Here is a 20,457-nt window from a genome sequence, read left to right on the forward strand (position 1 = left end):
CTGCGGAATGTGGGATCAAACTCAAAATTCCTAATTTTCTGTATAACGGGCAAGCTTATGAGCGGAAAATTCGCCGATAGCGCGCTTCAATTACCGAGTAGATACCATAGGCAATTAAACCCAAAGGTACTAGAGCCAAAATCACTGGACTAAAAGGCTGTTGTGCCAGAATTGCCAACACATCGCCCAATTCCTTTGTTTGGCTGGCATCCGATAGCCTTGCTGCTTGAATTAAGAAAAAACCGATTATAACGAAAACAACTCCCCGGGCAGCAATTCCGAATCGACCCAACCGTGTCGCCCAAGTTTGCTCGGTTTGGCTCATTTCATCTAGCTTGAAATGGCGACGAAATTTAGCTTTATATGCTTCGTAGAAATAAGAAAAGCCTACACCAATAACAATTGCTCCCGCCAATCCTACCAGCCATTGTCCAAACGGTTGCGCTAAAATTTGGGCTGTCAAATCTTCCGTTGTATCGCTATTACCACCGCCAGAACCCATTATCAGTTTTACAGCCGTTAAAGCCAAACCTCCGTAAGCTAAAGCACTTAAGGCGTAGCCCATGCGTTGGGCAATTCGCTTGGCATCAATTTTGTCTCCTTGGTGTTCTGGGTCGAGAATTGTCTGAACGATACGCCAAAGGGCATAACCAATAATCCCAATCGTTACAAGAAATAGCAGAAATTTACCGAACGGTTGGTTAACAATTTCTGATAATGCACCGCTAGTATCGGTTGTCCTGCCGCCCATACTAAAGACTGCTTGTGCTGCTAGAAAACCGACAATAAAGTAAACTAAGCCTTTGGAAGCATATCCCAATCTTGCCAGTCGCTCAAACCAGGCATGAGAAGCTGCTTGTCGAATTGACTGTTTAATGTTGTCGGTGGATGAGTTGTGCGGTTTCATATTTTTTGACAATTTAGTTGTTAACGACTGCTGTCATAGGCAATGGTGCATTCCTTTCCAGTTAACTGAGTTCTTAAACAAAGGATTTACATTATCATTTACTAACTTAATAATTAGCTTGTTTAGAGATTTTTGTCATCTGTCTTGAGCAGGACTCTCATCGGTTGATTGATTGATAAACTTCACATTAATTGGGCTTGACAATTATAGCTTTATGAGTTATCTACTGGCTTCCCTGATTGAGCAGTCTGCCAGCGGTCTAGTATATCTCTGATTAAAACTTCTTTAACCCAAATTTGAATAACAATTAGAATTGGTAGCGCTAAAAATAATCCCAAAAAACCAAAGAAAAATCCGAATGCTGTCAAGATAGCTAAGGTGTAAGCCGGAAGCAGAGATACCTGCTTTTCCATAATGATAGGAGTGACCAAGTTGCCTTCAATTTGTTGAATTAGGAAATAAAGCAACAACACCGCGCCTGCTTTTGAAGGCGAATCTAATAAAGCCAGCAGCAGCGGTGGAATTACGCTTAAAATTGCGCCAATATAGGGAATTAAGGCTAATATGAATGCCAGAAGCCCGTTCACAAAAGGCAGTGGAACTTGCAAAACAAACAAACCAATAATGCTCGTAATACCAATAAAACTCATGCTTAATGCAACACCTGCCAACCAACCCATTAAACCCTCTTCGCATTTTGAGAAAATTTCATCGGCTCGCTGACGGTAAAAAGCGGGAAAAAGGCTGATAATTGCGTGGCGGTATGGCATCGGATTTACCAGAAGCATGATTGTCAAAACGGTAATTAATAAGGTATTAATAATCAAGCTTAGATAGTTGGAAAACCACTGATAAATATGCGAAGTTGTCCACCGAAAAAACGTTTGAATTTCTTGGGTTAAATCGTCAATACTGGGAAGGTTATCAACAATTTGTCCGGGTAATCTTGCTTGCAACCAATTGCTCCAAATTCGCAGTTGTTCTATTCCTAGCGGGACGAGTTGGGACAACTCTTGAAATTGATTGCTCAGGCGCGTTACGATGAGAGTTAGCAAGACAGCGCTCGCTGTGACTAAAATCGCAATTGCTAAGGCGATCGCCACTCCCCGCTTCGCACCCGACTGCTGCAATCTTCGCACTAAACGGTTGAGAGCGATCGCTAAAATTACGGCGGTAAAAAACAGTAAAACAATCGTTCTAATTTTCCACAAAATATAGAGCGAGGCTAGCAAAGCCAAAAAACCAATCCACTTTCCTAAACCCATAACAAAAGCCTCTCTATTCACCAACACTTAACTCTAGCAGGGAGATTTTTTTGGCTAAACTTTCTACAGCGAGAGTGAGCAATCGCATCAATTCCGAATCCTGATTGTATTCTGCAAGCGAGTTTTTTCCGTGTGAGTTACAATCTTTTTGAGACACTCAATACTGCCACTCTTACATTTTCACCCTACACCTATGTATGGGAAAGATTGTGCAAAATTAAAGCAATTAGCCAAATATCTTACTTAAGATATATTGCTTTTACATTCAAGTTTAAAATCAGCCAACTTAAGATAGATGCTGTAGGGCTAGTTTTTCTCTAGAGAGACTTTTTAGAAAAACCCAGAGCTCATTCTCAGGTTAGGCGCGTCGCTATTGTTTAGTTTGTATCCTGAGAACAACGAAGTTCATATATTGATTTGATTATAGATAGTTTGGGCGCTGCAATAGCTGCCCTAACTAGCTTATGGACGTTGCAAGAATGGATGCGCCCCAGTGTGACAGTTGGGAATCAAGCATCTATCGCCAATAGTCCGAGCGATCGCACTTAACTCAAAGCAATATCATCATTTTTTCTTCAATCATCTTTCATCGGATACATATTTTCTTATTGCCTCCGACAGATGGCAAGCTTTGGAGAGTTGAAGTTAAATAGAGAGAGAAACAACATTTTGAAAGAGAGAATGTAGAATACAGACAATCGACCTTGAGCAAAAGTAAATTTTTAATAATTTAAATTTTCTTTTCACATTACTGCAAAAGGTTGGTTGTTGCGATTTAGGAGGATTTTATGAAAATAAAATCATTTTCAACGGCAATTGGACTGGTTCTGTTGGGTTCAACCATTTATTTACCCGAAATTGCCCAAGCTAGTCCCAAACCCTCAATCCAAGTAGCTCAACGAAGAGTAGTCGGCTCGAATATCGATAGTTTTACCGCGTATCCAGTACAGCGATTAGATCCGGGAACTGAACTCTTTTTCGTGTTGCGAGGAACCCCGTATTCTAGAGCTACCTTGACTATCACAAATACAGTGCAAAATCTGCCCATGCGGGAGGTTCAACCGGGAGTTTACGAGGCAAGCTACGTGATTCGCCAGGGCGATCGAATTTCAGAAAATACAGTTGTGCGAGCAAATTTGCAACAAGGCGATCGCATCAGCAGCACCCGCTTGCAACAACCTCTAGTAGCTGGTTATAGCGATGGCCGCTTTCAATCTTTGTCTATTAACCGCTTCAGTGCTCGACCCGTACAGCAGTTAGATCCGGGAACCACGCTCAATTTCACATTGCTCGGCACTCCCAATGCTACAGCTAATTTCTCCATTGAAGGAGTTGCTTATAACATCCCCATGCGCGAAGAATCCAACGGCCTTTACACGGGGGAATATACCATCCGCAGGCAGGATTATTTCCCCCCTGCCGGTGCGGCGGTTACTGCTAGTTTGCAGTCGGGAAATCAAGTTATTCGTTCCCGTTTAGATCGAGAACTAATTACTGGCGATGATGGCAGTTTCAACACTGCCGAAATCCCGCTAGAAATTATCACTCCCGAAGAAAATGCTCGCGTCAGCGGGACGGTTGAAGTGGAAGGACGCAGCGCCCCAAATGCGACAGTTAATGTCAACGTTCAGGCTACCTCTTCTGTGGCAGGTTTGTTTGGATTTGAACGAAATATCCTCGAACGCACAATTCGTGCGGATGAACAAGGTAAATTCAGCTTTGCTTTTAACCCGACCATTGCTCTACCAGGAACCCGATACGAGGTGAATGTCACTTCTAGTAGAGGCGATCGCACCAGCGAAGAAACTTTGGTACTGTTTCAAAATTGAGCGGTGACTCGCGACTATTTGCCCTCCCCAAATCTGGCAAACCCTGACTAAATTTGAAAGATTCTATCAGGAGATAGCTATGTATCAACTAAATCGCTGGAAAAAAACGCCAGGGATATTACAAATCATCTCTGGAAGTTTATTAATCGCGCTGCCAACCGTTCCTCTTGTGGCATCAGCAGCTCCCGCTCCTACACTCAACTCCTGTTCTAGGATTTACTATGAAGAACCTTATAACAGTAATGTTCGGGTTTCTCAAGGATGTCTGCCTAATGCTGCAAGTCAAAGATTGAATCAGCAAGAGTTGGGTCAAAATATGGTTCCTCCCGCGAGGGGAACGAATGTTACGCAACCACCTTTGCCAGAAACAAGACAGACTCCCATTGCCACTGTCACACCAATGGCAGGTGAGGTGAGCGTGAAATTAATAAACAGCACAAATGCCCTGATTTCCTATCAGGCGATCGGGCATACTGAATCCCGAATGCTAGCGCGCGGAGCAGAAATTGTTCTGCAAAATCTACCAACACCTGTGACTGTCACAATGGTGCGCGTAGATGGAGGGTTAGTGAAAGTTATACCCATGTCTAGTTCTGAAAAAGGGATGCTCGTAGTTTCAATAGATGAAACGAGTAACTTTGATGGCAATCAAGGAGTTTTAAGAATTCAACCTGACGGTCAAGTGTTCTTGAATTAGGTTATAAAAAGACCCGGTTTTGAACGCAAATTCTGTAGCTTCACCAACAAAATAAACAGAAAAAATCAAGGAGGTTTTTCAATGCTTAATAATCGTTTGAACAATTCCACTCCAAAGATCTCGAATGCTAAGGGAGGAGCGATCGCACTCGCACTAGCAGCTATCCTGCTTCCGGCTTGTACCCCACAGCAGCAAGCAACGGCACCTGTACCTGCACCACCCGGTTCGGCTCCCACGACAACCGAGAATGTGGTTGATAAAACAGCACAACTGCTTGGCAAAACTGTGACCATCAGAAGCGAACCAGTCAAAAAATTGGGGCCATCGACCTTTACAGTTAGCGATGGGGAGTTTTTTGGCGGCGAATCGATTTTGGTTGTCAATGCCACCGGCAAGCCTTTTGTGCTGCCGGCTGAATCAGGTCAAGAAGTTCAAGTAACGGGAACAGTTCGCAATTTTGTCCTTGCAGATATTGAGCGCGAGTACAACTTAGGCTTACAGCCAAACTTGTACACCGAGTACGAAAGTAAACCTGCGATCGTTGCACAATCGATGGCGCTAGCCCCCACACCGGGGGAACTCACCTCAGACCCCCAAAAATACTACGGTAAGACACTGGCGGTGAGCGGTGAAGTCGAAACCCTCAGAAGTCCCAACTCGTTCACCTTGGATGAAGACAAATTAATTGGCGGACAAGACTTGTTAGTGATACACACAGTTCCACAACCAAGCGTGCGAGAAGGTGAGAAGGTTGCCGTAACCGGCGTGCTGCGTTCGTTTGTCCTCGCTGAACTTGAGCGGGACTACGATCTGCAATGGGATTTGACCTTGAAGCAGAAGCTAGAAGCCGAGTATACCAACAAACCTGTGCTAGTTGCTACAGGAGTATATCCCTCAGCCATTCCTCAGTAATACCTCTTTTGTCACTTTGGGCAGTTTTCCTTTATTTTACTCTGCCCAAAGTGACAAATAAAGATGAGATGATTTATTACTTTTGAAAGAAGGAGAAAAATTAATACCTAAGTTAATGTAGGAGAAAATAATAAAAGTTAGGCTAAGCAATCATGACAGAAACTAACGGAAGCCAACACAAACGAGTTGCTATCCTGATTGAAAACGGAGTTGAAGATTCAGAGTTTCAAGTACCTTATAATGGGCTAAAACAAGCAGGTTTTGAGGTAGTTGTCCTTGGTTCGCGCATGAATGAAAAGTATGCAGGCAAACAAGGCAAAGTTGCCATGCAAGCTGATGGAACTACTACTGAAACGCGGGCAGAAGATTTTGACGCAGTAATTATTCCTGGTGGTATGGCTCCCGATATAATGCGGACAAATCCCAACACAGTGCGCTTTGTAACTGAGGCAATGGAGCAAGGAAAATTAGTTGCTGCTGTTTGTCACGGGCCGCAAGTTTTGATTGAAGGTGATTTGCTAAAAGGTAAAAAAGCAACTGGTTTTCATGCCATCCGCAAGGATATGATCAATGCGGGAGCTGAGTATATCAATGAAGCTTTGGTAATTGACGGCAATCTTATTACTTCTCGGCAACCGGGGGATTTGGCGATATTTACTACTGCAATTCTTGCTCGTCTTGGTTACGGCGGCAAAGAGGCTGCTTTACCGGATGAAAATGATGTGAATGCAGAATGGTGGAAGCTGGCAACGGCTTGGGGTGGTTCCACAAAAGGCGATATTGTTAAAGGTTTGAACACGGCTTTAACAGGTGAGCGTTATTCGTGCCAAGCTTTTGAGCATTATGGGGAAAAAACTTCCGATGTTGAATTGCGTTCGCTATTGCACGACATGGTTCACAATAAACAGCATCACATCCAACTCCTAGAAGCACGTCTGAATGCTTTGGGTGAAAAACCATCAATCTCTGCACAGGCTGCGGATAAATTTGCTTCCTTAAAAGCTTCGCTTCAAGGAACTGATGAAATGTTTCTTTTGCGGAGTACCTTGGGCGATTTGCAAACAGGAATTGTTGATATCAATAACCTGCGGGCGAAGTTCACAGATCCAGTATCAACCGACATTTTTACTCAGATTGAATTGGATCTCTCGAAGTATGAACAGTGTCTAGCAGAACTTTACCGATCGCGCATGGGAACGCAAGAAGTTAAACCCGCAAAACCATCTACTAGCCCTGCGGTGAAGATGTCTTAATTCTGGCTTTGCCAAACTGATAAGCTGTTACCCATTTAGGTAGGTAGTTGCGCTTCAACGCTTTTAAGAGGCTTCTTAAGAGCGCTGAAGCGCAACTACCTACCTTTGATTATGGGGTATTATTTTGGGAAAGTTGCCAACATTCCTGCGCGATCGCCCAGTCTTCCTGTGTATGAATTACCAAAACCCGCACTGCTGAATCATCCGTTGCGATATCTTCATCCATAGGCGTAGGCGAAGCCAGCCGCAGGCATCGCGCATTCTTATCCACATCCAATTTTAAACCCAGAAACCCCAAATTTTCGCAAGCAGCAGCCCTGACAACGGCTGAATGTTCGCCCACCCCCGCAGTAAAAATTAGAGCGTCTAAGCCGCCTAAACTCGCTACCATAGCGCCAATATAAGAGCGTAAGCGATGGATGTAAATATCTAAAGCAAGTTGAGCGCGATCGCTACCCTTGGCGATCGCATCCATAATCATCCTTAAATCTCCCGATACCCCAGAAATTCCTAATAAACCCGAACCCCGATTCAAAATCCGATCTAATTTTTCCCCCGTACATTCAGACTGTCGCAACAGGTGAATCAAAATACCAGGATCGACAGATCCAGAGCGACTACCCATCATTAAACCATCTAAAGGTGTAAAACCCATTGTGGTGTCAATACTTCTACCTTCGCGAATTGCAGCGAGAGAACAACCATTTCCCAAATGACAGTTAATCAGCCGTAATTCCTGCAAATCTTTACCTAGAATTTGAGCCGCACGTTGAGCACAAAATTGGTGACTAATACCGTGAAAACCATAGCGCCTAATTCCTTGTTCTAGCCACTCGTAAGGGCCGGGATAAACATACGCAGCCGGAGGTAATTGTGCATGAAAAGCAGTATCAAAAACTGCTACTTGCGGCACATTTCCTAAGCTTTTTTCAATGGCTTCGATCCCTTCCAAATTGGCAGGATTGTGAACGGGAGCGAACACAGCTAAACGTGCGATCGCCTCTTTTACTTCCGGGGTAATAAACGTGCTTTGCTGATATTCTTGTCCGCCATGTACCACCCGATGGCCAACAATATCAATCTCACTGGGATGTTCAATAACTTGAGTTTCACCACTCCAAAGTGTCTTCAACATCTCAAAGATAGTATTCGTGCGAAAATCGGCTTCAAACTCCTCTTCAACCTTTTTGCCTTGAGCATTTTTTACTTTCAATTCTGCTGTACCTTCGTGGTGAGTCCAGTCAATTGCAGCTTCCCATATCGGCTCTAAAGGTTCGTTAGGAATTGTGTCTTTGACTTCGTAAAGGCAACTTTTTTGACTGCTAGATCCGGCATTTAATACTAATATTTTCATAATTGCTAATTGCTAATGGCTAATTGCTAATGGCTAATTGCTAATGGCTAATTGCTAATTGCTAATGACTAATTGCTAATTGCTAATGGCTAATTGCTAATTGTTAATTGTTAATTGTTAATTTGTAAGGTGGGCGCTCGCCGCAAAAAGTCTGTAATTCATAGCTAGAGATGGTTGATGCGAGCGCCCACCCTACTTTTAATTGCTAACAACTAACCACTAACAACTAACAACTAACAAATAACAAATAACAACTAACTCCCTGGTAAAGAACGCAGACTCTCATCCATATAAGAGCGATCGCCTAACACCTCCAACAGCGGGCCGTGAATGTCAAACTTCACCATGCTAACAGAACCAGCTAAGGCATTAATGCGATCGCGATAACGGCCTAAATCAATTCCTAACAAACTACAAAGTATAATTCTAATAGTTGCCTTGTGGGAAACAACTAACACATTGCCCTCCCGATGTTTTGCTTCAATTTCTGCGATAACTAGAGATGCTCTACTGGCAATTTGCACAGCAGTTTCACCCCCATTCGGTGCATTCCACGCGGGTTCAGTCATCCAACTAATATAATCATCAAGATAGTTTTCTTTGACAAATTCTAGGGTTTTTCCTTCCCATTCACCATAGCGGATTTCTTTGAGTCCATCCCGCAATTGCATCTCAATTCCTACTGCATCGCACAATGGTTTTGCTGTTGCAATTGTTCGTTTCATCGGACTTACATAAACTGCTGTCCAAGGTAAAGAAGAGTACGCAGCGCCAAAAGCTTCCGCCATCTTAGTACCTTCAGGAGTTAAATCAGGATCGAGATCCCCGCAATAACCACCTGTGCGACTGTAAATTGTTTCTCCGTGGCGTAAAAAATACAGTTTTAAACTCATAAATTCCTCCTAAAATAATTATCTTGGCGCTTAAAACCGCGTCTACACAAACTTTCATCCGGCTGCGCGGAGTGTAAAATTAATTCTAACTAACCCGCGTAGGCGGGTTTTGCCTGTGTAGCTGCGGTTTCAACCGCCGGGTCAAAGTCATTTAGGTCAAAATTACCATGCCATAATTTAGGTAATTACTGTTGGTTGTTCCCGTCCTGTGAGAGTACGAATTTTGGCAATTTCATCAGCAATTGCAATCAAACTTCCTAATGCTTCTTGCGTATCAATATCATGTTTTGCTGAATTTGGCTCGTAACTTTCGAGATAAATCCTTAAGGTTGCGCCTTGGGTTCCCGTACCAGAAAGACGGAAAATAATGCGCGAACCATCGGTAAATCCGATCCGAATTCCTTGCTTTTCGCTAATACTACCATCAATCGGATCGGTATAGCTAAAATCATCAGCATATTCTACCTGATATTGACCGAATTGCTTACCTTTCAAGCTAGAAAATGCAGCGCGAACATTAGCAATCAAAGTATTAGCTTTGTCGCTATCTACTCCTTCATAGTCATGGCGAGAGTAGTAATTACGACCGTAAGTTTTCCAGTGTTCCCGCACGATTTGCTCGACTGATTTCTTCTGGACTGCGATAATATTCAACCAGAATAATACCGCCCACAGCCCATCTTTTTCGCGGACGTGATTGGAACCTGTACCAAAACTTTCTTCGCCGCACAAAGTGGCTTTATCAGCATCTAAAAGATTGCCAAAGAATTTCCAACCTGTAGGAGTTTCGTAGCAGTCAATTCCGAGTTTAGCAGCAACGCGATCGGCTGCTGCTGAAGTAGGCATAGATCGCGCAATTCCTGTTAAACCAGCACTGTAACCGGGAACTAATTTAGCATTAGCAGCTAGAATAGCTAAACTATCACTGGGAGTTACAAAAAATTTGCGTCCCAGAATCATGTTGCGATCGCCATCGCCATCGGAAGCTGCACCGAAATCTGGCGCGTTTTCCCCATACAAAATCTCAACGAGTTCGTGAGCATAAACTAAGTTAGGATCGGGATGTCCGCCGCCAAAATCTTCTAGGGGTATGCCATTAATGACAGTACCCGCAGGTGCTCCCAAATGTTCCTCTAAAATTGTCTTGGCATAAGGGCCAGTTACGGCGTGCATTGAGTCAACACAAAGGCGAAAATTACCCGCAGTAATTAACTGACGGATGCTATCAAAATCAAATAGAGACTGCATTAATTCAGCGTAGTCGGCGACTGAATCAATGACTTCAACTGTCATCTCCCCTAGTTTAAATGTCCCTAATTTGTCTAAATCGACATCCTTGGCTTCGAGGATTTTGTAATCGGCGATCGCTTTAGTCCGATTATAAATTTCATCAGTAACTTTTTCTGGTGCTGGCCCACCATTGCTAATGTTGTATTTAATGCCAAAATCTCCATCTGGCCCGCCGGGATTGTGACTGGCAGATAGTACAATTCCTCCAAAGGCGTGATATTTCCGAATGATGCAGGAAACAGCAGGAGTTGATAAAATGCCTGCGCTACCTACTAATACTTTGCCAAAGCCATTGGCGGCGGCCATTTTTAAAATTGTCTGAATGGCAGTACGGTTATAATAGCGTCCGTCGCCGCCGACAACTAATGTTTGTCCTTGATAGTTTTCTAAGCTGTCAAAGATAGATTGAACGAAGTTTTCGAGGTAGTGGCGTTGTTGAAATACTGTAACTTGTTTCCGTAGTCCTGATGTGCCGGGTTTTTGGTCTGAAAATGGCTGTGTTAATACTGTGTGTACGTTCATGGGCAAATATTAAGAAAGACAGGTTTTGAGTTTTGAACTAAGCCCGGCGAATAGAATTCGCGGCTACACAGGCAAAGTCCGCCTACGCGGACTGTAGAATTTTAACCCGCGCAGGCGGGTTTTGTTTGTGTAGATGTGGTTTTAACTGCCTACGCGGACTGTAGAAATTTAACCCGCGCAGGCGGGTTTTGTTTGTGTAGATGGGGTTTTAACCGCCGACTCTACGATCGCGATCGCGCCGCGCCTTCCTCTAACTGTGACTCGCTAAAATCAGCGCCCCCAGACTCTCCAGTTGTCGCCTTTGGTGAACCAGGATCGCTATAATATCCCCATTTCCAGTCGCGCACTTCTGGCAGATCATCGCCATACTCAGCAATGTAAGTGACGTGCTCCACTAATTTGTCGTGCAACATCTGCTTAATGTGACCTCCGATGTAATGCAATTGAGGCAAACGATCGATGACATCTATTACCAAATGAAAACGATCTAAATCGTTCCGCACTACCATATCAAAGGGCGTACTCGTGGTTCCTTCTTCCTTATAACCCCGCGCGTGGATGTTATTATGATTTGTCCGGCGGTAAGTCAGGCGGTGAATTAGCCAGGGATAGCCGTGATAAGCAAAGATGATCGGTTTATCTACTGTAAAAATCGAGTCGAAGTCTTTATCATTCAAACCGTGCGGGTGTTCGCTTTCCGGTTGCAATTTCATCAAGTCTACGACGTTAACGACGCGCACTTTTAATTCAGGTAAATGTAGCCGAATTAAGTCAACTGCTGCTAGGGTTTCTAAGGTAGGAACGTCGCCGGCGCAAGCCATGACGACATCGGGTTCGCTATTTTGATCGTTGCTTGCCCATTCCCAAATACTGATCCCTGCCGTACAATGTTTGACCGCCGCATCCATATCTAAATATTGCAAGGCGGGTTGTTTACCAGCAACAACAACGTTGACGTATTGGCGACTCCGCAAACAGTGATCGGTGACGGATAGCAATGTATTGGCATCGGGTGGTAAATAAACCCGAATTACGGCTGCTTTTTTGTTAACTACGTGGTCGATAAAACCGGGATCTTGGTGGGAAAAACCGTTATGATCTTGTCGCCAAACGTGGGATGTTAGCAGGTAATTAAGAGAGGAAATTTGTCGCCGCCAAGGTATATAGCGCGTGGTGTTTAACCATTTGGCGTGTTGGTTGAACATGGAGTCGATGACGTGGATGAAGGCTTCGTAACAGGAGAAGAAACCGTGACGGCCTGTAAGTAGGTAGCCTTCTAACCATCCTTGGCAAGTGTGCTCGCTGAGGATTTCCATGACTCGGCCATCGGGGGAAAGGTGATCGTCGTAGGAGAATGTATCATCCATCCAGGTGCGATCGGTGGCTTCAAATACGTCGTTCCAGCGGTTCGAGGCGGTTTCGTCTGGCCCGACGATGCGGAAGTTGCGGCTTTCCTGGTTGAATTTCATTACGTCCCGCAGGAATTTGCCCATAACGCGGGTGGCTTCTTCGTAGGTAGTGCCTGGTTTTGTGACTTCTACGGCATAATTTTCAAATTTTGGCATTTTGAGGTCGCGGAGCAAAATGCCGCCGTTGGCGTGGGGATTATCGCCCATGCGTCGCGTTCCTAATGGTGCGAGTTCGGCGAGTTCGGCGAGGAATGTGCCTGCTTCGTCGAAGAGTTCTTCGGGTTTGTAGCTTTTCATCCAGTCTTCGAGGAGTTGGACGTGCCCCGGTTTGCTGCCCATTTCCGACAGGGGGACTTGGTGCGATCGCCAGAAATCTTCGGTTTTTTTGCCGTCTACTTCTTTGGGCCCCGTCCAACCTTTGGGCGATCGCAGAATAATCATCGGCCACCGAGGGCGTTTGCTGAAGCCTTTAGTCCGGGCCTCTTGTTGAATGGCTTTAATTTCTGCGATCGCGCTATCCATCGTCGCCGCCATCAACTGGTGCATCATTTCTGGGTCTGAACCTTCCACGAAGTAAGGCTTATAGCCATAACCCACAAACAAACTTTCTAATTCTTCATGGCTAATCCGTGCTAACACCGTCGGGTTAGCAATTTTATAACCATTGAGGTGTAGAATTGGTAATACTGCGCCGTCATGAATCGGGTTCAGAAACTTATTAGAATGCCAAGCAGTGGCTAAGGGGCCCGTTTCGGCTTCCCCGTCCCCAACAACGCAAGCCACAATTAAGTCAGGGTTATCAAAAGCCGCCCCGTAAGCGTGGGAAACAGCATAACCGAGTTCGCCACCTTCGTGGATCGAACCGGGAGTTTCTGGCGCGACGTGGCTAGGAATTCCGCGTGGGAAGGAGAACTGTTTAAACAGACGCTTCATCCCTTCAGCATCTTGGGAAACGTTGGGGTAATATTCGCTATAAGTGCCTTCTAAGTAAGTGTTGGCAACTAAGCCAGGGCCACCATGACCGGGGCCGGCAATGTATATTACATTCAGGTCTTGAGCTTTAATTAGGCGGTTGAGATGGGCGTAAATGAAGTTCAAGCCGGGAGTAGTACCCCAGTGTCCTAACAGCCTCGGTTTGACGTGCTCTAGCTTCAGGGGTTCTTTGAGAAGGGGGTTGTCTAGCAAATAAATTTGTCCTACAGACAAATAGTTTGCGGCCCGCCAGTAAGCGTGGATTTTATCCAGTTCTGATGGGGAAAGGGGTTTCTTTTGTTGTACCGGAGTTGTTGCTACCATACTGATTTAGGCGATCGTGATATTTTAGTCAATGCTTTACTTTCATTCCCCAGGCTAAAAGCACTGGGTTTCCGAAAAAGTGTGTGAAGTTTGTCTGGAAAAATAATCCCTCGCGCGACGGAGCTTTTGTGGTGTTAACTTGCTACTCCTTAGATTTTCGAGCTAAACTTCATGTTGAGTATCGGAACTTGATTGCATAGTACCTCATTTTATAGGGGAGGAATATTAAATTAAGATTAATGTCTTGCTAATAGCTTTTTGGGGAAGGCTGTTAAAACCCACTAAAGCTAAGTATTCTCAGTAAATTTGCTTGTGATTGGCAGGAGGGCCACACCACAATCAAAATTAATTTTGTCAAACAGACATCCTAATCTTTGCTTCCAAAACTTATACTGCCTTCTGTCTTCTAGCTTCTGCCTTCTGCCTTCTGCCATCAAACCGATCCAATAGGGAGCAATCATATTTGTTAGCAAAAAAAAGTATCCTAGCTAACACAGGTCGTTAAAACTTTTAGTGTAATCTAAGCAACATATATTACGTAAAACTGACTGGTCGGGAAAAGGCAGATTTGACCCCCACCGCCTCAACGAACAGCATCAGAGTAAAAAGTATACCTGTTGCGATGATTGTTGGCATCATCCTACTCCGAGCCATCCATGACCCAGCCAGATATCAACCTTACTAACTCAAAAAAAAAACATTTAATCCCACTCCGCCTCATCTTAGTCGGGCCATTTCTCATACAAATTTTTGCCGCAGTGGGATTAACAGGATGGCTATCATTCCGCAACGGTCAACAAGCCGTTAATGACTTAGCTGCACAATTGTACGAAGAAATCACAGCCCGCATTTACCAACACCTCAATACTTATCTAGAAACCCCTCATTTGATCAATCAACTCACTGCTGATGCTATCAGTCTGGGTAAATTAAATCCCCAAGACTTCACTAGCATGGAGCGCTATTTTTGGCAAAATATTCAGCGTTTTCCCACCGTTAATTATATTTACTTCGGTAACTTGCAGGGAGAATTTATCGGCAGCGAACGTCGGTTAGACGGAACCTTGAATATTGGGATCGTAAAAAAATCTAGTAACGGCGATCTTAACTTTAATAATTATGCAGTAAATAGTCAAGGAGAGCGCACAAATATATTGTCAACTCAACTAAAATACCCGATCCAAAACGAAGTTTATTATCAGTTGGGTGTGTCCGCAAAGCAAGCAATTTGGACTCCACTATATTTATGGATTGCACCCCGCCCCGAAGTCAGCACAGATGCCCTGCTTCCTATTTATAATCAATCAGGAAAATCAATAGGATATCTGGGAGTATCCCTAATAGTTTCAGAGATTAGTAAATTTCTTCAGAGTTTGAAAATTAGTAAATCAGGCATAGCTTTCATCTTAGAAACATCAGGAGAAATAGTTGCCTCCTCAACCAACGAAAAGAGTTTTATTAAAAGTAGAGATAGTTGCTCTATTAAAAGACTTAAAGCAGCAGAAAGCAGCGAGTATTTAATTCGCGCTACAATGCAGCACTTATTAATAGAAAAAAGGAGCAACCTTACCCAAATTAAGACACCCACCCAACTCGAAATTTTTAAAATTAACGGCAAGAGACATTTTGTACAAGTAACACCGCTCTCAGACAAGCGGGGTCTAAACTTCCTAATTGTCGTCGTTGTTCCCGAAGCAGACTTTATGGAGCGGATTAATGCTAATACTAAAACCAGCATTTTACTATGTCTTTTAGCATTAGGAAGCGCGGCATTACTAGGAGTTTTAACCTCGCGCTGGATTACAGGGATAATCTTAGAGTTATCCCATGCTAGCCAGAAAATAGCTAGCGGAGAATTAAACCAAAAAATTGAAATTAAAAAAATTGCTGAACTCGATACTCTAGCCAGCTCTTTTAACCAAATGGCCCAGCAATTACAAGCATCTTTTACTGCCTTAGAAACAGCCAAGAGCGAGTTAGAAGCCAGAGTTGAGGAGCGAACAAGCGAACTAAAAGATGCCAAAATAGCTGCCGACACCGCCAATCGCGCCAAAACCGAATTTATCGCAAACATGAGCCACGAACTCCGCACACCTCTCAACGGTATTTTAGGTTACGCTCAAATTTTACAACCCTTAAAAACCACAGATGAAAAAGTTAAAGACGGTCTCCGTATCATTTACCAGTGTGGCTCACACTTACTTACTTTGATTAACGATATTTTAGATATTTCCAAAATAGAAGCTCAGAAAATGGAACTTCATCCTACAGATTTTCATTTTCCTTCTTTCTTAAGTGGTGTAGTAGAAATATGTCGCCTTAAAGCAGAACAAAAGGGTATTGTACTTGCTTACCAACCTCAGAATTCCCTTCCAGATAGTATTCGATCTGACGAGAAGCGTCTACGGCAACTACTAATTAACTTACTCAGTAATGCCATCAAATTTACTGACGAAGGTAGGGTCGATTTTAAAGTAGAAGTTATAGGAACTCAGGAATGCCCTCAAGCGGAACTTAGGGAAAAATCATCAATTACCAATCATCAACTACCAATTACCAAAATTCGCTTTCAAATTGAAGACACAGGCATTGGTATTAACTCTGAGCAATTAGAAAAAATATTTTTACCCTTCGAGCAAGTGAGTGAAGCCTCTCGCAATCATCAAGGCAGCGGATTAGGGCTAGCAATCAGCCAGAAAATAGTCGAATTGATGGGCAGTACAATCAAAGTCAAAAGTCAGCCAGGAGTTGGGAGCACTTTTTTGGTAGAATTAGATCTAATTCAATTGCCCGAATCTGTTCCACCATCCGTAGAGCCCAACCACAAAAATATCACAGGTATTTACAGGAAAAAGCCCAAAATTTTAATAGTAGACGACAAGTGGGAAAATCGCTCGGTACTAGCTAACTTGCTCTCTCCCATCGGTTTTGAAATTATAGAGGCAGTCAATGGTCAAGAAGGTTTAACAAAAGCCCAGTGTCAACCGGATTTAATTATCACTGACTTAGTAATGCCCGTCCTAGACGGTTTTGAAATGATCCGGCGCATTCGCCTGATCGAGGAGCTAAAAAATGTAGTCATAATAGTTACATCTGCTAGCGTATTTGAAGCCGATAAGTACCAAAGTTTACAAGCAGGATGTAACGATTTTATGCCTAAGCCAGTAGAAGCAAAAATATTGCTAGAGAAGTTACAGCAGCATTTGCAAATAGAATGGACTTATGAAGAAGACACAGTAGCCGTTAACCTTTCCTCTTCTAATTCTCTGATCGCTCCCCCGCAGCCAGAGATTGACACCTTATACGATCTAGCAATGAAAGGCCACCTTCAAGGAATTATGAAGCAGGCAGCAAACATAGAACAGATAGATGAAAAATTTGCACCTTTTGCTAACAAGTTACGCCAATTATCTAAAGGTTTTCAGGAAAAAGCCATGAAAGAATTTATTAGCCAATATAGGGGAGAAAAACCGTGAACAGTGAATATAATAAAAAAAGTATAGTTTTAGTGGTAGACGATCACGCCAGTAATTTAGCGGTACTCTCTGACTATTTAGAGCAGGTTGGATTTGAAGTCTGGGTAGCTTCAGACGGGGAAAGTGCTTTACAAGCAGTTCAATATGAGGCCCCAGATATCATCTTATTAGATATAATGATGCCATGTCTCGATGGATTTGAAACTTGTCGTAGGTTGAAAGCCAATCCTAGAACTAAGGACATCCCTCTAATTTTTATGAGCGCCCTTTCTGAGACAGTCGATAAAGTTAAAGGTTTGTCTTTAGGTGCTGTTGATTATATTACTAAACCCTTTCAACATGAAGAAGTATTAGTTAGGCTGAGACTGCACTTAAAAATGAGCATTTTGAACAAGAGAATGGAAGAAAAGAATTCGCTATTGAGCGAATTAACTTCTCAGTTAGAACATCGAGTCGAGGCCCGAACTGCTGAACTAAAAAGTGCTATGCACGAACTGCAAAACGCTTACTTAGAATTGTTAGCAAAGGAAGATAAGTTACGCTACGATGCTTTTCATGACTCCTTAACTGGTTTGCCTAACCGAACTTGGTTTATAAATCAGCTAAATCGGGTAATTGAGTTAGCAAATCTGGATTCTGATTATTTATATGCAGTGCTGTTTATCGACCTAGATCGGTTTAAAGTTGTTAATGACAGCTTAGGACACTTAGTCGGAGATGAATTGCTAAAAATCGCTGCTAAAAGGCTGCAAGATTGCGTGCCGGAAACAGATATAGTTGCTCGTTTAGGAGGGGATGAATTTATTATCTTACTGGAAGCAATTGGAGATATGAACGAAGCTATAAGCACAGCAGATCGAATTCTTGAACAACTGAGATTGCCATTCATTTTTGATAAATATGAAATATTTACAGGTGCTAGTATTGGTATTACCTTTAGTACAATGGGTTACGATCGCGCTGTGGACGCGATTAGAGATGCTGATGTAGCGATGTACCAGGCTAAAATTAAAGGTAAAGGCTGTTATGAAGTATTAACAAAAGCCATCCAGACTCAGGCAGCAAACCGCTTACAGCTTGAAAATGAGCTCAGGAAGGCAATAGAATTAGAAGAATTTTGCCTTTATTACCAACCCATTGTATCGCTGTCTACAGGTCATCTTTTAGGCTTTGAAGCATTGGTACGTTGGCAGCGCGCTTTTGGCGAATTAGTTTCGCCGGCAAAATTTATTCCCCTGGCTGAAGAAATTGGAGCAATCAATTCTTTGGGTTGGTGGATTTTTCAGGAAGCTTGTCGCCAACTCCGCTTGTGGCAACAGCAATTTCCTCAAGCTCTTGGTTTAACACTAAATGTCAATGTTTCGCCAGTTCAGCTAAAGCAAGCTAATCTAGTAGAGAGGATGCAGAAAATAGTCGAAGCTACTGGCGTTTCAAGTTCCTGCTTGAAATTAGAAATTACTGAAAGCTGCTTTTTAGAAGCATCTACCTGCGAAGCAACGATGCTGAAGCAGTTAAAAAGCCAAGGTATTAAGTTGTGTATTGATGACTTTGGAACTGGCTATTCTTCTTTAAGTCGTCTGCATGAGTTTCCCATTGATACCTTAAAGATTGACCGCTCTTTTGTCAACCGTATCAGCGCGGGGAAAAGTGATGGAATTGTGGAAACAATTGTTACCCTTGCTCACAGTTTTGGTATGGATGTAGTCGCAGAAGGAATAGAAACTTTAGAACAATTGGAAAAACTCTGTTCTCTTGGGTGCGAGTTGGGGCAAGGCTATCTATTTTCTAAGCCTGTAGACAGTCAAACTGCAACACAACTTCTGCTAAATAATGCTAAACTTTTACCTTCAATGTTGCGACCATTCTTAACTGCTTAATGCTATTTTTTACTGACTCCGCTTTTATGAGTGGAAAATCTAATGTGTGTGATTAGTTAATACAGGAGTGACAAGAAATGAGCGTAGATATGGAAAAAAAAGATATTGTCTTAATCGTCGATGACAACTCAAATAACTTAGGGGTACTTTATGATTTATTGGATAATGCGTCCTTTGAGGTTTGGGTAGCACAAGATGGAGAAAGCGCTATAGAAAAAGTGGGTTATGCTCTTCCAGATTTGATTTTACTGGATATAATGATGCCGGGAATAGATGGCTTTGAAACTTGCAATCGCCTGAAAGCAAATCCATTGACTGCTGACATACCCGTGATTTTTATGAGCGCGATGTCTGAGTCAATTGATAAGGTGAAAGGCCTGTCTTTAGGAGCGGTGGATTACATTACTAAGCCGTTTCAACAAGAAGAAGTTTTAGCGCGGGTTAAACTTCACCTAAAATTATACTACTTAACTAAGAAGATTGAAAAGCAAAATCAGGAATTAGAGCAGCGGGTACAAGAGCGAACTGCTGAATTAAGCCGGACTTTACACGAGTTAAAACAGGCTCAAATTCAATTAGTGCAGACTGAAAAAATGTCCAGCTTGGGTCAGTTGGTGGCTGGTGTTGCTCATGAAATTAACAATCCAGTTAGTTTTATTTTCGGTAATCTCAACCACGCTTCTGAATATATCAAAGGCTTGATTGACCATTTACAAGTTTATCAGCAATATTATCCCCATCCAGTGCCGGAAGTTTCCGCTCATGCTGAGGAGATTGAGCTAGATTACTTAATTGAAGACTTGCCAAATATGATTAATTCCATGAAAGTAGGAGCAGAGAGAATTAGTAATATTAGTACATCTCTGCGAAATTTCTCGCGCACAGATACGTCAAATAAGGTAGCAGTAAATATTCACGAAGGGCTAGATAGTACCTTGCTAATTTTACGTTACAGGCTTAAAGCTTGCGGACATCGCCCCGCTATTGAGGTAATTAAAGAATACGGGGAACTCCCCTTATTAAAATGTTATGGCGGGCAAATGAATCAAGTCTTTATGAATTTAATTGCGAATGCAATTGATGTTTTAGAAGAAGAGGAAGAGTTGGGAAATGAGGCGATCAAAATAAAAAACCCTACCATTAGAATTAGTACGGAAGTAACAAATAACAATTCTGCCATTATCCGCATTGCTGATAATGGGCCTGGGATGTCAAACGTAGTCCAATCGCAGCTCTTTGAAGCTTTCTTTACAACCAAACCAGCAGGTAAAGGTACAGGCTTGGGATTGAGCATTAGTTATCAAATCGTGGTAGAAAAACATGGAGGAAAACTGGCTTGCACTTCCACACTTGGTCAGGGTACGGAGTTCACTGTTGAAATTCCCATAGAGCAGCCATAGTTGCGAATTATGCTGGTAAAAAAGAAGCCAATATTTTACTTTTGTTTTTGTCAAACATAAGATAACATAATAACACG

General features: G+C 42.9%; 13 protein-coding genes. 7 read left to right on the forward strand and 6 right to left on the reverse strand.

Annotated elements, in window-relative coordinates:
- Window positions 1–55: 55 nt before the first annotated feature.
- Together OSCIL6407_RS0127750 and OSCIL6407_RS0127755 are read right to left on the reverse strand one after the other, a co-directional pair.
- Window positions 56–907: a DUF1206 domain-containing protein gene (locus OSCIL6407_RS0127750; RefSeq protein ID WP_007355008.1), complete on the reverse strand. Its 852-nt coding sequence runs from the start codon at window positions 905–907 to the stop codon at window positions 56–58.
- 212 nt (window positions 908–1,119) lie between these two features.
- Window positions 1,120–2,172, reverse strand: coding sequence for an AI-2E family transporter (locus tag OSCIL6407_RS0127755; protein WP_007355007.1), 1,053 nt, complete (start codon window positions 2,170–2,172; stop codon window positions 1,120–1,122).
- A gap of 788 nt (window positions 2,173–2,960) precedes the next feature.
- Here OSCIL6407_RS0127755 and OSCIL6407_RS0127765 point away from each other — a divergent pair.
- The 4 genes from OSCIL6407_RS0127765 (at window position 2,961) to OSCIL6407_RS0127780 (ending at window position 6,863) form a co-directional block, all read left to right on the forward strand.
- The gene (locus OSCIL6407_RS0127765) at window positions 2,961–4,001 is read left to right on the forward strand and encodes a hypothetical protein (RefSeq protein WP_007355004.1); all 1,041 of its coding nucleotides are present in this window, start codon (window positions 2,961–2,963) and stop codon (window positions 3,999–4,001) included.
- Between the two features lie 79 nt (window positions 4,002–4,080).
- Window positions 4,081–4,698 carry a hypothetical protein gene (locus OSCIL6407_RS0127770; protein ID WP_007355003.1) on the forward strand — a complete coding sequence of 206 codons (618 nt, stop codon included), beginning with the start codon at window positions 4,081–4,083 and terminating at the stop codon, window positions 4,696–4,698.
- Between the two features lie 81 nt (window positions 4,699–4,779).
- Entirely contained in the window at window positions 4,780–5,610 is an 831-nt protein-coding gene (locus tag OSCIL6407_RS0127775; RefSeq protein ID WP_007355002.1) for a hypothetical protein, read from the forward strand.
- 152 nt (window positions 5,611–5,762) lie between these two features.
- Window positions 5,763–6,863, forward strand: coding sequence for a DJ-1/PfpI/YhbO family deglycase/protease (locus tag OSCIL6407_RS0127780; RefSeq protein ID WP_007355001.1), 1,101 nt, complete (start codon window positions 5,763–5,765; stop codon window positions 6,861–6,863).
- 109 nt (window positions 6,864–6,972) lie between these two features.
- On the opposite strand, the gene OSCIL6407_RS0127785 is transcribed toward OSCIL6407_RS0127780, so the two are convergent.
- The 4 genes from OSCIL6407_RS0127785 to OSCIL6407_RS0127800 all read right to left on the reverse strand — a co-directional run bounded on the left by OSCIL6407_RS0127785 (window position 6,973) and on the right by OSCIL6407_RS0127800 (window position 13,627).
- Window positions 6,973–8,217, reverse strand: coding sequence for an acetate kinase (locus OSCIL6407_RS0127785; protein ID WP_007355000.1), 1,245 nt, complete (start codon window positions 8,215–8,217; stop codon window positions 6,973–6,975).
- 254 nt (window positions 8,218–8,471) lie between these two features.
- Entirely contained in the window at window positions 8,472–9,110 is a 639-nt protein-coding gene (locus OSCIL6407_RS0127790; protein WP_007357137.1) for a histidine phosphatase family protein, read from the reverse strand.
- Window positions 9,111–9,287: 177 nt separating this feature from the next.
- Window positions 9,288–10,922 (reverse strand): alpha-D-glucose phosphate-specific phosphoglucomutase, encoded by a 1,635-nt coding sequence (locus OSCIL6407_RS0127795; protein WP_007357138.1) that lies wholly within the window; start codon window positions 10,920–10,922, stop codon window positions 9,288–9,290.
- A gap of 221 nt (window positions 10,923–11,143) precedes the next feature.
- Entirely contained in the window at window positions 11,144–13,627 is a 2,484-nt protein-coding gene (locus OSCIL6407_RS0127800; protein ID WP_007357139.1) for a phosphoketolase family protein, read from the reverse strand.
- Between the two features lie 656 nt (window positions 13,628–14,283).
- On the opposite strand from OSCIL6407_RS0127800, the gene OSCIL6407_RS0127810 reads away from it, so the two are divergent.
- The 3 genes from OSCIL6407_RS0127810 to OSCIL6407_RS0127820 all read left to right on the forward strand — a co-directional run bounded on the left by OSCIL6407_RS0127810 (window position 14,284) and on the right by OSCIL6407_RS0127820 (window position 20,380).
- Window positions 14,284–17,103, forward strand: a complete 2,820-nt coding sequence (locus tag OSCIL6407_RS0127810) for a hybrid sensor histidine kinase/response regulator (protein WP_007357142.1) — start codon at window positions 14,284–14,286, stop codon at window positions 17,101–17,103.
- Complete coding sequence (locus OSCIL6407_RS0127815; RefSeq protein ID WP_007357143.1) at window positions 17,100–18,980, forward strand: two-component system response regulator; 1,881 nt, start codon at window positions 17,100–17,102, stop codon at window positions 18,978–18,980. The genes OSCIL6407_RS0127810 and OSCIL6407_RS0127815 overlap by 4 nt, the downstream gene beginning before the upstream one ends.
- A gap of 77 nt (window positions 18,981–19,057) precedes the next feature.
- Window positions 19,058–20,380: a hybrid sensor histidine kinase/response regulator gene (locus tag OSCIL6407_RS0127820; RefSeq protein WP_007357144.1), complete on the forward strand. Its 1,323-nt coding sequence runs from the start codon at window positions 19,058–19,060 to the stop codon at window positions 20,378–20,380.
- Window positions 20,381–20,457: the final 77 nt, after the last annotated feature.

It is taken from the genome of Kamptonema formosum PCC 6407, assembly GCF_000332155.1.
Taxonomy (GTDB): domain Bacteria; phylum Cyanobacteriota; class Cyanobacteriia; order Cyanobacteriales; family Microcoleaceae; genus Kamptonema; species Kamptonema formosum.

What these genes read in the sequence shown, in the direction of transcription:
- OSCIL6407_RS0127750 (WP_007355008.1), bottom strand. Translation starts at nt 907, where the DNA reads ATGAAACCGCACAACTCATCCACCGACAACATTAAACAGTCAATTCGA.
- OSCIL6407_RS0127755 (WP_007355007.1), bottom strand. Translation starts at nt 2,172, where the DNA reads ATGGGTTTAGGAAAGTGGATTGGTTTTTTGGCTTTGCTAGCCTCGCTC.
- OSCIL6407_RS0127765 (WP_007355004.1), top strand. Translation starts at nt 2,961, where the DNA reads ATGAAAATAAAATCATTTTCAACGGCAATTGGACTGGTTCTGTTGGGT.
- OSCIL6407_RS0127770 (WP_007355003.1), top strand. Translation starts at nt 4,081, where the DNA reads ATGTATCAACTAAATCGCTGGAAAAAAACGCCAGGGATATTACAAATC.
- OSCIL6407_RS0127775 (WP_007355002.1), top strand. Translation starts at nt 4,780, where the DNA reads ATGCTTAATAATCGTTTGAACAATTCCACTCCAAAGATCTCGAATGCT.
- OSCIL6407_RS0127780 (WP_007355001.1), top strand. Translation starts at nt 5,763, where the DNA reads ATGACAGAAACTAACGGAAGCCAACACAAACGAGTTGCTATCCTGATT.
- OSCIL6407_RS0127785 (WP_007355000.1), bottom strand. Translation starts at nt 8,217, where the DNA reads ATGAAAATATTAGTATTAAATGCCGGATCTAGCAGTCAAAAAAGTTGC.
- OSCIL6407_RS0127790 (WP_007357137.1), bottom strand. Translation starts at nt 9,110, where the DNA reads ATGAGTTTAAAACTGTATTTTTTACGCCACGGAGAAACAATTTACAGT.
- OSCIL6407_RS0127795 (WP_007357138.1), bottom strand. Translation starts at nt 10,922, where the DNA reads ATGAACGTACACACAGTATTAACACAGCCATTTTCAGACCAAAAACCC.
- OSCIL6407_RS0127800 (WP_007357139.1), bottom strand. Translation starts at nt 13,627, where the DNA reads ATGGTAGCAACAACTCCGGTACAACAAAAGAAACCCCTTTCCCCATCA.
- OSCIL6407_RS0127810 (WP_007357142.1), top strand. Translation starts at nt 14,284, where the DNA reads ATGACCCAGCCAGATATCAACCTTACTAACTCAAAAAAAAAACATTTA.
- OSCIL6407_RS0127820 (WP_007357144.1), top strand. Translation starts at nt 19,058, where the DNA reads ATGAGCGTAGATATGGAAAAAAAAGATATTGTCTTAATCGTCGATGAC.